13 protein-coding genes are annotated in these 13088 nt (G+C 73.0%); 7 read left to right on the top strand and 6 right to left on the bottom strand.

Features of this window, described 5'->3' with window-relative positions; all coding sequences use genetic code 11:
- Positions 1 to 32: 32 nt before the first annotated feature.
- Positions 33 to 1232, top strand: a complete 1200-nt coding sequence (locus IE251_RS30565) for a serine hydrolase domain-containing protein (RefSeq protein WP_189756213.1) — start codon at positions 33 to 35, stop codon at positions 1230 to 1232.
- Here IE251_RS30565 and IE251_RS30560 read toward each other — a convergent pair.
- On the bottom strand, positions 1222 to 1755 hold the full coding sequence (locus IE251_RS30560; RefSeq protein ID WP_189756212.1) for a hypothetical protein: 534 nt from the start codon (positions 1753 to 1755) through the stop codon (positions 1222 to 1224). The genes IE251_RS30565 and IE251_RS30560 overlap by 11 nt on opposite strands.
- A 31-nt stretch (positions 1756 to 1786) precedes the next feature.
- On the bottom strand, positions 1787 to 2431 hold the full coding sequence (locus IE251_RS30555; protein WP_189756211.1) for a nitroreductase family protein: 645 nt from the start codon (positions 2429 to 2431) through the stop codon (positions 1787 to 1789).
- Positions 2432 to 2517: 86 nt separating this feature from the next.
- On the opposite strand from IE251_RS30555, the gene IE251_RS30550 reads away from it, so the two are divergent.
- On the top strand, positions 2518 to 3198 hold the full coding sequence (locus IE251_RS30550) for an IclR family transcriptional regulator (protein WP_189756210.1): 681 nt from the start codon (positions 2518 to 2520) through the stop codon (positions 3196 to 3198).
- A gap of 19 nt (positions 3199 to 3217) precedes the next feature.
- Here the strand turns inward: IE251_RS30550 and IE251_RS30545 are convergent, their stop codons facing one another.
- The 3 genes from IE251_RS30545 to IE251_RS30535 form a co-directional block, all read right to left on the bottom strand.
- Positions 3218 to 3706 (bottom strand): hypothetical protein, encoded by a 489-nt coding sequence (locus tag IE251_RS30545; RefSeq protein ID WP_189756209.1) that lies wholly within the window; start codon positions 3704 to 3706, stop codon positions 3218 to 3220.
- Between the two features lie 35 nt (positions 3707 to 3741).
- Positions 3742 to 4935 carry a polyamine ABC transporter substrate-binding protein gene (locus IE251_RS30540; protein ID WP_189756208.1) on the bottom strand — a complete coding sequence of 398 codons (1194 nt, stop codon included), beginning with the start codon at positions 4933 to 4935 and terminating at the stop codon, positions 3742 to 3744.
- Positions 4936 to 5091: 156 nt separating this feature from the next.
- Positions 5092 to 5976, bottom strand: a complete 885-nt coding sequence (locus IE251_RS30535) for a helix-turn-helix transcriptional regulator (protein ID WP_189756207.1) — start codon at positions 5974 to 5976, stop codon at positions 5092 to 5094.
- Between the two features lie 140 nt (positions 5977 to 6116).
- On the opposite strand from IE251_RS30535, the gene IE251_RS30530 reads away from it, so the two are divergent.
- The gene (locus IE251_RS30530; protein ID WP_189756206.1) at positions 6117 to 7121 is read left to right on the top strand and encodes an aldo/keto reductase; all 1005 of its coding nucleotides are present in this window, start codon (positions 6117 to 6119) and stop codon (positions 7119 to 7121) included.
- 64 nt (positions 7122 to 7185) lie between these two features.
- On the opposite strand, the gene IE251_RS30525 is transcribed toward IE251_RS30530, so the two are convergent.
- Positions 7186 to 8625: a gamma-aminobutyraldehyde dehydrogenase gene (locus tag IE251_RS30525; RefSeq protein ID WP_189756205.1), complete on the bottom strand. Its 1440-nt coding sequence runs from the start codon at positions 8623 to 8625 to the stop codon at positions 7186 to 7188.
- 170 nt (positions 8626 to 8795) lie between these two features.
- Between IE251_RS30525 and IE251_RS30520 the strand changes: the two genes are divergently transcribed.
- From IE251_RS30520 to IE251_RS30505, 4 genes are all read left to right on the top strand, one after another.
- Positions 8796 to 9317 carry an Lrp/AsnC family transcriptional regulator gene (locus tag IE251_RS30520; RefSeq protein ID WP_030785039.1) on the top strand — a complete coding sequence of 174 codons (522 nt, stop codon included), beginning with the start codon at positions 8796 to 8798 and terminating at the stop codon, positions 9315 to 9317.
- Between the two features lie 19 nt (positions 9318 to 9336).
- Positions 9337 to 10701, top strand: a complete 1365-nt coding sequence (locus IE251_RS30515; RefSeq protein ID WP_189756204.1) for an aspartate aminotransferase family protein — start codon at positions 9337 to 9339, stop codon at positions 10699 to 10701.
- Positions 10702 to 10892: 191 nt separating this feature from the next.
- Positions 10893 to 11633: an ABC transporter ATP-binding protein gene (locus tag IE251_RS30510; protein WP_189756203.1), complete on the top strand. Its 741-nt coding sequence runs from the start codon at positions 10893 to 10895 to the stop codon at positions 11631 to 11633.
- Positions 11615 to 12991, top strand: a complete 1377-nt coding sequence (locus IE251_RS30505) for a hypothetical protein (protein ID WP_189756202.1) — start codon at positions 11615 to 11617, stop codon at positions 12989 to 12991. Before IE251_RS30510 ends, IE251_RS30505 begins: the two co-directional genes overlap by 19 nt.
- Positions 12992 to 13088 lie beyond the last annotated feature (97 nt).

Raw genomic sequence — 13088 nt, 5'->3', positions numbered from 1 at the left:
AAGCCGCACCCGATCCCCTCGAGGAGCCCGTCATGCGCCGCACCCGCGGTACCAGCACGTCCAGCCGTACCCGCCGCCGTACCGCCCTCGTGGCCGCCGGACTCGTCGCCGCGCTGGCCGCCGGTTCGGCCGCCGCGCCGGCGTTCGCCGCACCGGCGTCCGCGCCCCACGCGTCCGTGTCCGCGTCCGCGTCCGCGTCCGCCAAGGACACGTACGGCCCGGACGCCGAGGCCCTGGCCGCCGCGCTCGCCGGGCTGCCCGACCACGACATCACGGCCGCGCTGGTCCGGGTCGGCGGCCACGGCAGCTGGCGGGGCACGGCGGGCGTGCGGGACCTCCGCACGGGGGCGCCCGCCCTGGAGAACGCGCGGTTCCGGGCCGGTTCGGTGACGAAGGTGGTCACCGCCGCCATCGTGCTGCAACTGGCCGCGGAGGGCCGGATCGACCTCGACGGCACCGTGCAGCGGTATCTGCCGGGCCTGCTCACCGAGGACTTCGAGCCCATCACCGTACGGCAGTTGCTGAACTACACCAGCGGCCTGAAGCCGGGGGCTTCCCTCGGTGACACCGTCGAGGCGGGCTACGCGCACCGCTTCGAGACGCTGACGCCCCGGCAGGTCGTCGCGGCGTCCGTCGCCCAGGGGCCGGCGTACAGCCCGGGCACGCGGCAGACCTACGGCAACATCCACTACACCGTGCTCGGCATGCTCATCGAAAAGGTGACCGGGGACTCGTACGCCCACCAGGCGCAGGTGCGGATCTTCCGGCCGCTCGGCATGCGGCACAGCTCCTTCCCCGCCGCCGGGGACACCGGGATCCACGGGCCGTACAACCGGGGCTACGACTGGATCGACGGCAAGCTGGTCGATGTGACCGAGTGGAACATGACCGACCGTTTCGCCGCCGGTGACCTCATCTCGACCACCGCCGACCTGGAGCGGTTCCTGGTCGGGCTGTTCCGCGGCCGGGTGGTGCCCGAGCCGCAGCTGCGCGAGATGTTCACCCTGCCCGACGTGCCCGACGCGCACTACGGCGCGGCGCTGGAGCGCCTCGAGGTGAACGGTAGGGAGGTCTGGGGCAAGGGCGGCTCACGCCCGGGTTACACCGCGGCGATCGCCGCGACGAAGGACCTCTCCCGAACCCTCGTCTACTCGGCGAACTCCACGGACGCCAAGGGCGACGGCCAGCAGGCCGCCGCCCAGCGCCTCGCGTTCCCGGCGTTCAACCGCTGACGGGCGCGGCGGCCGGGGGCGCGGGCGGGGTGCCGAGCGTCTCCAGTCGCTTGATCTTCTTCCGGACGATGTGAAGCGGGACGACGCCGAGCACCCCGAAGGACATGTCGATCAGGCTCCACCAGAAGGGGATGCCGCGGACGGGTCCGCAGGCGAGGGCGAGCGGGATGATCCCGGCACAGGCGATCATCCCGAACTCGACCACCCAGATGTTGCGGACGGGGTCGCGGTACGGGCCGTAGAACGCGACCGCGATGACGAGGTGGGCGAAGGCCAGCCAGTCGGTGCCGTACAGGACGAAGGGGTACTCGGCGTCGACGGTGTCCAGGTCCTCGCGCACCCGGACGATCCACGCCATCAGGCCGGGCAGGTGTTCCGGCACGGACAGCGCGCGCAACGCGCTCTCGGTCCAGCGCAGTTCGTGCACCAGCGGGAAGGCGGTGGCCCCGCTGAGGACGAGGCACACGACGAAGAGGACCAACCAGGCGCGGATGCCCTTGAGCAGGGCGGCTCTGTCGCTCATGGCAGGAGCGTACGCCTGGAATTGAACGTGTTCAAAACTGGTCCCAGTGCAGCACCCGGTCCCGGGCGATGCGGGGAGCCGGCCGGAAGTCGGTGCCGAGGGTGTAGGCGACGGGGATCAGCGCCGCCTGCATCACGTCGTCGTACGGGATGCCGAGCACCCGGGCCGACTCCCGCTCGTCCACCAGGTTCCCGGTGGTCCAGCAGGTGCCCAGACCCCGGGCGCGGGCGGCGAGCATGAAGCTCCACACGGCCGGCAGGATGGAGCCCCAGGTGCCGGCCTGGCGCAGCACCGGGGCGTGGTCGGTACGGCCTTCCACGCACGGCACGACGAGCGCCGGGACCTCGTGCAGATGCGCGTACAGGTGCGCGGTGCCGGAGTACACCCGGTCCATCCGGGCCACGGACGCCCGCCGCACGTCCCGCTCCGGGAGCGGCTCACTGGCGCCGGGCGCGGTCACCCCGGCCCGCCACACGTCGGCCAGGGCGGCCCGGCGCTCCGGGTCGGTGACGATGACGAAGTGCCAGCGCTGCCGGTTGCGTCCGCTCGGCGCCTGGACGGCCAGGTCCACGCACTCCTCCAGCAGCCGGCGCGGCACCGGGCGGGTGAGATCGAGGCGGTGGCGGACGGCGCGGGTGGTGGACAGCAGCTGGTCGGAAGAGAGAGCGAGAGTCATGCGTTGACCCTCGCGGGCGGGCCCGGCCGGCGGCAACGCCCGGCTTTCACTGGGCGAAAACGCCGGCGGGGCGGACGGAGGGGCGGATGGCGGAGAGCGTCGCGGGGCGGGTCTTCTCGGTGCTGGACGCGTTCGTGGACGCGCCGGTCACGCTGCGCCTGACGGAGATCGCCCGCCGCACGGGGCTGCCCGTGCCGACCGCGCTGCGCATGGTGCGGGAACTGGTGGCCTGGGGCGGGCTGGAACGGGCCTCGGACGGCTCCTACCGCCTCGGCACCCGCATCCGTGCCCTCGGCGCCGCCGCCCCCTGCCCGCGCGGCCTGCTGGACACGGCCCTGCCCGCGCTGCGCGCCCTCACCGCGCACACCGGCGGGCACGCGGACGTGGTGATCCCGGCCGACGGTACGGCCCTGTGTCTGGTCACCGGCGCACGGCTGCCCCCGCACGCCACGGCCGCGGGCAAGGTCCTGCTGGCCCACGGCCTGCTCACGGCCCCGGCCGCCGCCGAGCGGCACACCCCCCGTACCCTCACCGCCCCGGGCCGGCTCGCCGCCCACCTGGCCCGGGTCCGCGCGACCGGCCTGGCCGAGGCCCACGAGGAGCACCGCCTGGGCGAACTGTCCCTCGCGGCCCCGGTGTTCCGGTCGGGCACCCCCGTGGCGGCCGTCTCCCTGACCGCCCCGACGACCGCCCGCTCCCCGCGCCTCGCCCCGGCCGTGTGCCGGACGGCGGCGACGGTGAGCCGCGCGCTGGACGGGCGGGGGTGACCGGGGCGGTCGCGGTGGGTCAGTCGAAGGCGTTGAAGAGCACTCCGCCCAGCGTGGTGAGGTGGTAGAGGCGGATCCGGCGCCACTCGTCCCGGGTCAGTGCCGAGGTGTCCACGGCGGACAGCGGTGTGGTGAGCCGCTCGCGGTCGAGCACCGTGAGTCCCGCGTCGGTGAAGGCGTGGGCCCACGGGGGCGGGATCAGGAACTCCTCGTCGTACCAGTTCCGGCGCTCCGGGGCGAACGCGATCCACGGGTGGTGGGCGTGGCACAGGACGACGGTCTCGCCCGCGCGGTCGAGGACCGAGCCGAGGTGGAAGGAGCGGGGACGGGACTGTTCCTCCACCTCGCCCACCGTGCCCCCGGCGATCCGGGCGGCCGTGTACAGGGCGGTGCGGAACGTCCGCAGATCGGTCTCGGGCAGCGGGCCGGCGTCGTCGGGACTGAGGAAACCTGTCGCTCCGCGCGGCAGCGGGAAATCCTTGGCCATGGCTTCATCCTGCACTGCCATGGCTCCGTCCCGCCCCACGTGCGCGGGCCGGCGGCTCACAGGCCCACGATGCCGTTCCAGCGGCGGGTGAACTCCGGGCGTTCCGTGGAGGTGATGTCGCGGGCGACGGCCAGGCGTTCGCGCATCACGGGGTCCGGGAATATCAGGGGGTTGGCGGCGAGGGCCGCGGTGTCCTTGTCCGGGTCGGCGGCCAGCACCTCCCGGGCGGCCGGGACCGGGCAGACGTAGTTGACCCAGGTGGCGAGCTTCGCGGCGACCTCGGGCTGGTAGTAGTAGTCGATCAGCCGCTCGGCGTTGGCCTTGTGCCGGGCCCGGTCGGGGATCATCAGGGAGTCCGACCACAGCTCGGCGCCCTCCTCGGGCACGACGAAGCGGATGTCGGGGTTGTCCGCCTGGAGCTGGATGACATCGCCGGAGTACGCCTGGCAGGCCAGTACGTCCCCGCTGACCAGGTCCTTGGTGTAGTCGTTGCCGGTGAAGCGGCGGATCTGTCCCCGGTGCACCTCGCGCTCGATCCGGTCGCACATCCGGTGGAAGTCGTCCGTGGTCCAGCGGGTGATGTCCACGCCGTCGCCCTGCATGAGCAGCGCGAACGCCTCGTCCAGGCCGGACAGCAGGGTCACCCGGCCCTTGAGGTCCGGCGCCCAGAGGTCCTTCACGTGCCGGATGTCCCGGCCGAGCTTGCGGCGGTTGTAGGCGATGCCGGTGATCCCGGACTGCCACGGCACGGTGAACCGGCGGCCCTTGTCGAAGGCGGGCGAGCGCAGCATCGGGTCCAGGTTGCGTGCCACATTGGGCTGGCGGGCGCGGTCCATCTCCTGGACCCAGCCCAGCCGGACGTACCGGGCGCACATCCAGTCGCTGATGACGATCAGGTCCCGGCCGGTGGACCGGTGGTTCATCAGCGAGGGGCTGATCTTGCCGAAGAACTCGTCGTTGTCGTTGATCTCCTCCACATAGTCGACGGAGATCCCGGTGCGCTTCCCGAACCCCTCCAGGGTGGGCCGCCGGTTCGGGTCGGCGTCGTCGGTGTCGATGTACAGCGGCCAGTTGGCCCAGGTCAGCCTCTTGTCGGCCGCGGACTCGTCGGGCGCGGAGCGGTCCGCGGGCTTGACGTACGCGGCGGGCACCCCGCACCCGGACAGCGCACCGAGCGCGGCGGTGGCACCGAGGGCGGCGAGCAGGGAACGGCGGGACGGCGCGAAGGCGCGAGAGGAAGTCTGGGGCACCCCGGAAGCATGCCGTTTCGTCGCCCGGAGCCACAATCGACGCTGCGTCGAGCCGTCCGGCGCCGGTCCGACACGTTGTCGATCACCGCGCCGGGGCCCGCCGGCTCCCCCACCCGCCGGGCCCGTTCAGCCGGTCACCCGCCCGGCCGCCCCGGTTCAGGCGCCGTCCGCTCCCCACCCGGCCGGCCCGCTCCGGGCACCGTCCGCTCCCCAGCTTCCCACCAGCCCCAGTGCCTCCTCGGCCCCGGTCCCCGGCGCCGGCAGATAGCTGACCAGCACCTGGCCGGGTTCCGGGGTGTGCAGCACCTCGAAGTCCAGGGCGAGGGCGCCGACCAGGGGATGGCGCAGGGTGTGCCGGCCGGGGCCCTTGTCCCGAACGTCCTGCCGGGCCCACAGCGTGGCGAACTCCTCGCTCTTCATGGCGAGCGTCCCGATGAGGGAGGCGAGGGCGGGGTCGTCGGGGTAGCGGCCGACGCCCATCCGCAGGAAGGCCACGGTCGCCTCCGCCTTCGCCGGCAGGCTGTCGCCGAGCAGGGCCCGGTAGCGCTCGTCGAGGAAGACCAGGTGGGCGAAGGTCCGCCGCTCGGGCGGCAGCTCGCCGAAGTCGCCGAAGACGGCGGCGGCGAGCGGGTTCCAGGCGAGCACCTGGGTGAGGTGGCCGCAGACGTAGGCGGGGCCGGGCTGGGCGTCGACCAGCCGGCGCAGGGCGGGCCGTACCGCCTCGGCGGCCGGGGCCGCGTCCGGGCGGGCCCGGTCGGGGCGAGCCAGGCCGCGCAGGTAGGCCCGCTCGTCCGCGTCCAGCCGCAGGGCGCGGCCGACGGCGTCCAGGACGCCGTCCGACACATGCGGGTTGCGGCCCTGCTCCAGCCGTACGTAGTACTCGACGCTCACTCCCGCGAGCTGAGCCAGCTCCTCGCGCCGCAGTCCGGGCACGCGCCGCGGCCCGTACGCGGTCAGGCCGACGTCGGCCGGGGTGAGCCGGGCCCGCCGGGACCTGAGGAACTGGCTCAGTTCGGTGCGTCGTTCGCCGATTGCCGTCATGTCCCCGAGTATCCCGGGTCCGGGGCGCGCGAGGGTGGTCAACTCTTTCCCCCCTCAAAGCCGTGCCTGCCGGGCCGCCGGCGGGGCGCGCAGGGTGGTGGACGTCAGCGAACAGCCAACGCGAGCAAGGACGTACGACGATGACTCTCCCCCTCCGCCCCCTCGGCTCCTCCGGTCTCGACATCTCCGTGATCGGGCTCGGCGCCTGGTCGTTCGGCGGCGACGGCTGGCGGTTCTCGTGGGGCACGCAGGATGACGCGCACTCCGTCGCGACCGTGCACAGGGCGGTCGAGCTGGGTGTCAACTGGATCGACACGGCCGCCGTGTACGGGCTCGGGCACTCGGAGGAGGTGGTCGGCAAGGCGCTGGCCGCCCTGCCGGAGGCCGACCGGCCGTATGTGTTCACCAAGGCGGGCCTGGTGTGGGACCCGGCGAACCCGTCGGCGGCGCCCCGGCGGATCATGCGGCCGGACAGCGTACGGCGTGAGGTCGAGGACTCGTTGCGCCGGCTCGGCGTGGAGGTGATCGACCTGTACCAGGTGCACTGGCCGGACACCGGCGCGGCCCTGAACTGGGACGGCACCGAGCCGCCCGGGGACGCGCGGGCCACCGCACTGGAGGAGTACTGGCAGGTGATGGCCGATCTGAAGGCCGAGGGCAAGGTGCGCGCGATCGGACTGTCCAACCACGGCCCCGAGCTGCTGGAGCGGGCGCGGCGGATCGCCCCGGTCGACGCGATCCAGCCGCCGCTGTCCCTCCTGAACCGCTCGGCCGAGCCGGAGATCGACTGGGCCGCCGGCCACGGCACCGGTGTGATCGCCTACCAGCCGCTCCACTCGGGCCTGCTCACCGGGGCCTTCACCCGGCAGCGGCTGGAGACCCTGGATCCGTCCGACTGGCGCCGCACGCACCCGGACTTCACCACGGACCTGGACGCCAACCTCCGTACGGTGGACCGGCTGCGCACGGTCGCGCGGGAGCACGGTACGACGGCGGGGGCGGTCGCGATCGCCTGGGTGCTGGCCCGCCGGGGCGTGACGGGCGCGATCGCGGGCGCCCGCAGGCCGGACCAGACGGCGGACTGGGAGCGGGCCGCGCACCTCGAACTGTCCGGTGACGAGCTGGAGTTCGTCGCCGGGGAATGAGAAGACGGCGCGGCCCCGGACGGGAAGGGGAATCCGTCCGGGGCCGCGCCGCCGGGTGCGCCGCTTACGCGTCCAGGGACGTCATCACGTGCTTGATGCGCGTGTAGTCCTCGAAGCCGTACGCGGACAGGTCCTTGCCGTAGCCGGACTTCTTGAAGCCGCCGTGGGGCATCTCGGCGACCAGCGGGATGTGGGTGTTGATCCACACGCAGCCGAAGTCGAGCCGCTTGGACATGCGCATCGCGCGGGCGTGGTCCTTGGTCCACACCGAGGACGCGAGGGCGTACTGGACGCCGTTGGCGTACTCGACGGCCTGGTCCTCGTCGGTGAAGGACTGGACGGTGATGACCGGGCCGAAGACCTCGTTCTGGACGATCTCGTCGTCCTGCTTGAGGCCGGAGACGACGGTCGGGGCGTAGAAGTAGCCCTTGTCGCCGACCCGCTGGCCGCCCGCCTCGACCTTGGCGTGGGCCGGGAGGCGGTCGATGAAGCCGGAGACCTGCTGGAGCTGGTTGGGGTTGTTCAGCGGGCCGTACAGCACGTCCTCGTCGTCCGGCTGCCCGGTCTTGGTCTCGGCCGCGGCCTTGGCGAGCGCGGCCACGAACTCGTCGTGGATGGACTCGTGGACGAGGACGCGGGTCGCGGCCGTACAGTCCTGGCCGGCGTTGAAGAAGCCCGCCACGGAGATGTCCTCGACGGCCTTGGCGATGTCGGTGTCCTCGAAGACCACGACCGGGGCCTTGCCACCCAGCTCCAGGTGGACCCGCTTGAGGTCCTTGGAGGCGGACTCGGCGACGGACATGCCGGCGCGCACGGAGCCGGTGATGGAGGCCATCGCGGGGGTGTCGTGCTCGACCATCATCCGGCCGGTGTCGCGGTCGCCGCAGATGACGTTGAAGACGCCCTTGGGCAGGACCGAGCCGATGATCTCGGCCATCAGGACCGTGGAGGCGGGGGTGGTGTCCGAGGGCTTCAGCACGACGGTGTTGCCCGCCGCGATGGCCGGGGCGAACTTCCACACGGCCATCATCATCGGGTAGTTCCACGGCGCGACCTGCGCGCAGACGCCGACCGGCTCACGGCGGATGATCGAGGTCATCCCCTCCATGTACTCGCCGGCCGAGCGGCCCTCCAGCATCCGGGCCGCGCCCGCGAAGAAGCGGATCTGGTCGACCATCGGCGGGATCTCCTCGGAGCGGGTCAGCCCGATGGGCTTGCCCGTGTTCTCCACCTCGGCCGCGATCAGTTCCTCGGCGCGCTCCTCGAACGCGTCGGCGATCTTCAGGAGGGCCTTCTGCCGCTCGGCGGGCGTGGTGTCACGCCAGGCCGGGAAGGCGCGGGCGGCGGCCTCCATGGCGGCGTCGACGTCCGCCTGCCCGGACAGCGGCGCGGTCGCGTACGCCTCGCCCGTCGCGGGGTTGACCACCTCGGTGGTCCGTCCGTCGGCGGCGTCCCGGAACTCACCGTCGATGTAGTTGCGCAGACGACGCAGCTCGGTGCTCACTGCCGGCCTCCTGATCTGGTTCTGGCTGTCCAATCGCTGAGACACCCACCCTAATCGCCGTACCCACGTTTTCAACACCCCCACCGGCATCGGATCTGCGAAATCCGCAAGGTCGCGTCTCTCAAACAACGGATTTCATCGATCGGGCCTTGCAAAACTGTCGAGACCTGGTGCACAGTGAGGTCGTGGCCAGTCGAAGCGCAGACCAGAGGGACTCGTCCCGCGAGTCCAGGAACGGCAACAGTCCCCAGCTGGACGCCGTCTCCCTCGCCATCATCCAGCAGCTCCAGGAGGACGGCCGCCGGCCGTACGCCGCGATCGGCAAGGCCGTCGGCCTGTCCGAGGCGGCCGTGCGCCAGCGCGTGCAGAAGCTGCTGGACCAGGGCGTGATGCAGATCGTCGCCGTCACGGACCCGCTGACCGTGGGCTTCCGCCGGCAGGCGATGGTCGGGATCAATGTCGAGGGCGATGTCGAGTCGATCGCGGACGCGCTGACTGACATGTCGGAAGTCGAGTACGTGGTGATGACCGCGGGCTCGTTCGACATCCTCGCCGAGATCGTCTGCGAGGACGACGACCACCTGCTGGACGTCATCAACAAACGCATCCGGGCCCTGCCCGGGGTGCGCTCCACCGAGAGCTTCGTCTACCTGAAGCTCAAGAAGCAGACCTACATGTGGGGAACCCGATAACCGTGAGGACCCGATAACCGTGAGCACCAAGGACCTCAGCCGCACCGCGTACGACCACCTGTGGATGCACTTCACCCGCATGTCCTCGTACGAGAACTCCCCCGTCCCGACCATCGTCCGGGGTGAGGGCACCTACATCTACGACGACAAGGGCAAGCGCTACCTCGACGGTCTCGCGGGTCTGTTCGTGGTCCAGGCCGGTCACGGCCGCACGGAACTCGCCGAGACCGCCGCCAAGCAGGCCCAGGAACTGGCCTTCTTCCCGGTGTGGTCCTACGCCCACCCGAAGGCCGTGGAGCTGGCCGAGCGCCTGGCCGACGAGGCCCCCGGTGACCTGAACAAGGTCTTCTTCACCACCGGCGGCGGCGAGGCCGTCGAGACCGCCTGGAAGCTCGCCAAGCAGTACTTCAAGCTGACCGGCAAGCCCACCAAGCACAAGGTCATCTCCCGCGCGGTCGCCTACCACGGCACCCCGCAGGGCGCCCTGTCCATCACCGGCCTGCCGGCCCTGAAGGCCCCCTTCGAGCCGCTGGTGCCGGGCGCGCACAAGGTGCCGAACACCAACATCTACCGCGCGCCGCTCTTCGGCGACGACCCGGTCGCCTTCGGCCGCTGGGCCGCCGACCAGATCGAGCAGCAGATCCTCTTCGAGGGCCCGGACACCGTCGCCGCGGTCTTCCTGGAGCCGGTGCAGAACGCCGGCGGCTGCTTCCCGCCGCCCCCCGGCTACTTCCAGCGGGTGCGCGAGATCTGTGACAAGTACGACGTCCTGCTGGTGTCGGACGAGGTCATCTGCGCCTTCGGCCGCCTCGGCACGACGTTCGCCTGCGACAAGTTCGGCTACGTCCCGGACATGATCACCTGCGCCAAGGGCATGACCTCGGGCTACTCCCCGATCGGCGCCTGCATCATCTCCGACCGCCTCGCCGAGCCGTTCTACAAGGGCGACAACACCTTCCTGCACGGCTACACCTTCGGCGGCCACCCGGTCTCCGCCGCGGTGGGCCTGGCCAACCTCGACCTGTTCGAGCGGGAGAACCTCAACCAGCACGTGCTGGACAACGAAGGCGCCTTCCTGCAGACCCTGCAGAAGCTGCACGACCTGCCGATCGTCGGCGACGTCCGCGGCAACGGCTTCTTCTACGGCATCGAGCTGGTGAAGGACAAGAACACCAAGGAGTCCTTCAACGACGAGGAGACCGAGCGCGTCCTGTACGGCTTCCTCTCCAAGGCGCTGTTCGACAACGGCCTGTACTGCCGTGCCGACGACCGTGGCGACCCGGTCATCCAGCTCGCCCCGCCGCTGATCTCCACCCAGGAGACCTTCGACGAGATCGAGCAGATCCTGCGGGCCACCCTCACGGAGGCGTGGACCAAGCTCTGATCATCCGACCGGATGACCGAGCCGGCCCCGGTGCCCGTCCGTTCGAGTGAGAACGGCGGCCCGGGGCCGCGTGCTGTCCGGGCTCCCGTCCGGGACCTGCCTAGCGTGCCAGTGACCGATCGGCCCAGCCTTCGTTCCCCCGGACGGGGGAACGAAGCACGGGAAAACGGATCAGAACCGAGGTGTACGCCATGGAGGCCCCACCGGACAACGACGTGCTCTGGGCACGCTCCCTGCACTTCACGCACCGCGACGGCTCCCCCGGTCTGGCCGGGATCTCGCTCGGCGTGCGCCAGGGTGAGATCCTCGCCGTCAACGGACCCCGCGGCAGCGGCAAGACCACCCTGCTGCGCTGTCTGTCCGGCCTGCTGCCGGTACGCTCCGGCGAGGTCTGGTTCAACAGCTCCCCCCTGCACACCCTCGGCCCCGCCGCCCGCGAGCGGCTGTGCCGGGAACGCTTCGGCTGGATCGACCCCGAGCCCGTCCTCGTCCCCGAGCTGAGCGTCTGGGAGAACGCCGCCCTCCCGATGATGCTGCGCGGCGCCGGCCGCCGCCGGGCCAAGGTGTCCGCGCTGGAGTGGCTGAAGCGCCTGGACGTCGGCGACCGGGCCCGCTGCCGGCCGCGCGCGCTGCGGCACGCCGAGCGCCAGCGCGTCGCCATCGCCCGCGCGCTCGCCCCCGGCCCCGAGGTCCTGTTCGCCGACGAGCCGACCGCGCCCCTGCACCACGCCGACCGCACCCAGGTGCTGCGCACCCTGGCCACGGCCGCCCGCTCGCACGGCATCACGGTCGTCCTCGCCACCCACGACCCCGACACCGCCGCCCTCGCCGACCGTACGGTGGCCCTGCTGGACGGGCGGCGCGTGCACACCGTGCACCTGCCGGACGTCCCCGACGCGGAAGGCCGGGCCGCGTGCTCGCTCTCCGTCTGACCCGCGCCGCCCGGCCCGCCGTCCAGCTGCGCCGCCTGCTGGTGGCCGCGGCCTCGGCGGGCACCGGCCTACTGCTGCTGTCCAGCCTCGGTCACGCCCTGGCCCACCCGGAGGCCGCCGACGCCGCCGCGCTGCGCCTGGCCTGGTGTGCGGCGCCGCTCGCCGCCACGGTGTACCTGGCGCTCGCGGTGGCCCGCACCGACCCCGGCACCCGGCCGCGTCCCGGCCTGTCCGCCGTAGGGCTCGGCCCGGCCCGGCTCATGGCCGTCTCGGCGCTGACCACGGCCCTGTCGTGCTCCCTGGGCTCGCTGCTGGCCCTGCTGTTCTTCCTGCATCTGCGCGGCGACCTCACCGGCCTGCCGTTCGACGGCGCGGCGGCCGGGCTCCTGGCCGCCGGCCTGCCCCTCCCGGTCCCGGCGGCCGTGACCCTGCTGACCGTGCTCCCGGTCACGGCGACGGCGGCGGTGGCCGTGGCGCTCCGGCCGCGCGATCCCCGCCCACCGGCCCGGACCGTGCGGCGGTTCGGCCGGTTCGGCGCCTTGGGCGGCCCGGCCGGCCCGGAGACCTTCGGGGCGTACGGCAGGTTCGGGATCCGGCTCCCCTCGGCGCCCGGGGACGGCCGTGGCGTGGCGGCCGGGAACAGCCGTGGTGTGGCGGCCGGCGACGGCCGCACCGCGGCGGCCGGGGAAGGGCGTACCGCGACGGCCGCGGCGGCGGCTCTCCTGGAGACGGACGGCGACCGTCCGGCGCCGGAGAGCGCACCCGAACCGCCGGTCCCGGACATCCGGGCCGGGTCCCCCGCCGGCCTGCCCTGGGGTGTCGCCCTCGTCACCGCCGGGCTGGCCGCGCAGGCCTACGCCGGCCGGTCCGCCCCCGACCTCGCCGTCCTCCTCGGCTGGCTCCTCACCGGCGTCGGCCTGGTGCTGGCCGGTCCCGGCCTCACCCACCTGTGCGGCAGGCTCCTCCAGGCCGGGCGGCCGGGTGTGCTGCGGCTGCTGGCCGGCCGGGGCCTGATGGCGGAGGCCGCCCGGATCGGCCGTCCCCTCGGTGTGGTCTGCACGGTGGCGTCGGCCGGGTGCGCCCTGACCGCGCTGTCCGGCGGCCCGGCCCCGGCCTTCGGCCCGCTGTCCGCCCTGGGCGCGCTCGTCGTCGGCGGCGCCACCCTCGGCACCCTGCTCACCTCGGCCGTGGAGGCCCGCCAGTACCGCGCGGGCACCACCGCGGCGCTGCTCCGCCTGGGCGCGCGTCCCGCCCTGCTGCGCGGGGCCGCCGCGCTGCGCGCCGCCGTCCTGCCGGCCCTGTTCGGCCCGCTCGTCCTGGTGATCGCCGCGCTGTCGGCCCTGCCCCTGAGCCGCTGAGCCGCGGCCGCTGCCCCCGGCACTCCGTCACGGAGCCCGCCCGGGCGGCGGGGCGGGGCGCGGTCCGGTTCGGCATGCGGCGGCTGGGCCCCGGCGC

This window comes from Streptomyces eurythermus, assembly GCF_014649115.1.
Taxonomy (GTDB): Bacteria; Actinomycetota; Actinomycetes; order Streptomycetales; family Streptomycetaceae; genus Streptomyces; species Streptomyces eurythermus.
Note: the sequence above shows the minus strand (reverse complement) of the source record. Positions and strands in the feature narration are given on the sequence as shown.

Coding starts and splice junctions, on each gene's coding strand:
- IE251_RS30565 (WP_189756213.1), top strand. CDS start 33: ATGCGCCGCACCCGCGGTACCAGCACGTCCAGCCGTACCCGCCGCCGT.
- IE251_RS30560 (WP_189756212.1), bottom strand. CDS start 1,755: ATGAGCGACAGAGCCGCCCTGCTCAAGGGCATCCGCGCCTGGTTGGTC.
- IE251_RS30555 (WP_189756211.1), bottom strand. CDS start 2,431: ATGACTCTCGCTCTCTCTTCCGACCAGCTGCTGTCCACCACCCGCGCC.
- IE251_RS30550 (WP_189756210.1), top strand. CDS start 2,518: ATGGCGGAGAGCGTCGCGGGGCGGGTCTTCTCGGTGCTGGACGCGTTC.
- IE251_RS30545 (WP_189756209.1), bottom strand. CDS start 3,706: ATGGCAGTGCAGGATGAAGCCATGGCCAAGGATTTCCCGCTGCCGCGC.
- IE251_RS30535 (WP_189756207.1), bottom strand. CDS start 5,976: ATGACGGCAATCGGCGAACGACGCACCGAACTGAGCCAGTTCCTCAGG.
- IE251_RS30530 (WP_189756206.1), top strand. CDS start 6,117: ATGACTCTCCCCCTCCGCCCCCTCGGCTCCTCCGGTCTCGACATCTCC.
- IE251_RS30510 (WP_189756203.1), top strand. CDS start 10,893: ATGGAGGCCCCACCGGACAACGACGTGCTCTGGGCACGCTCCCTGCAC.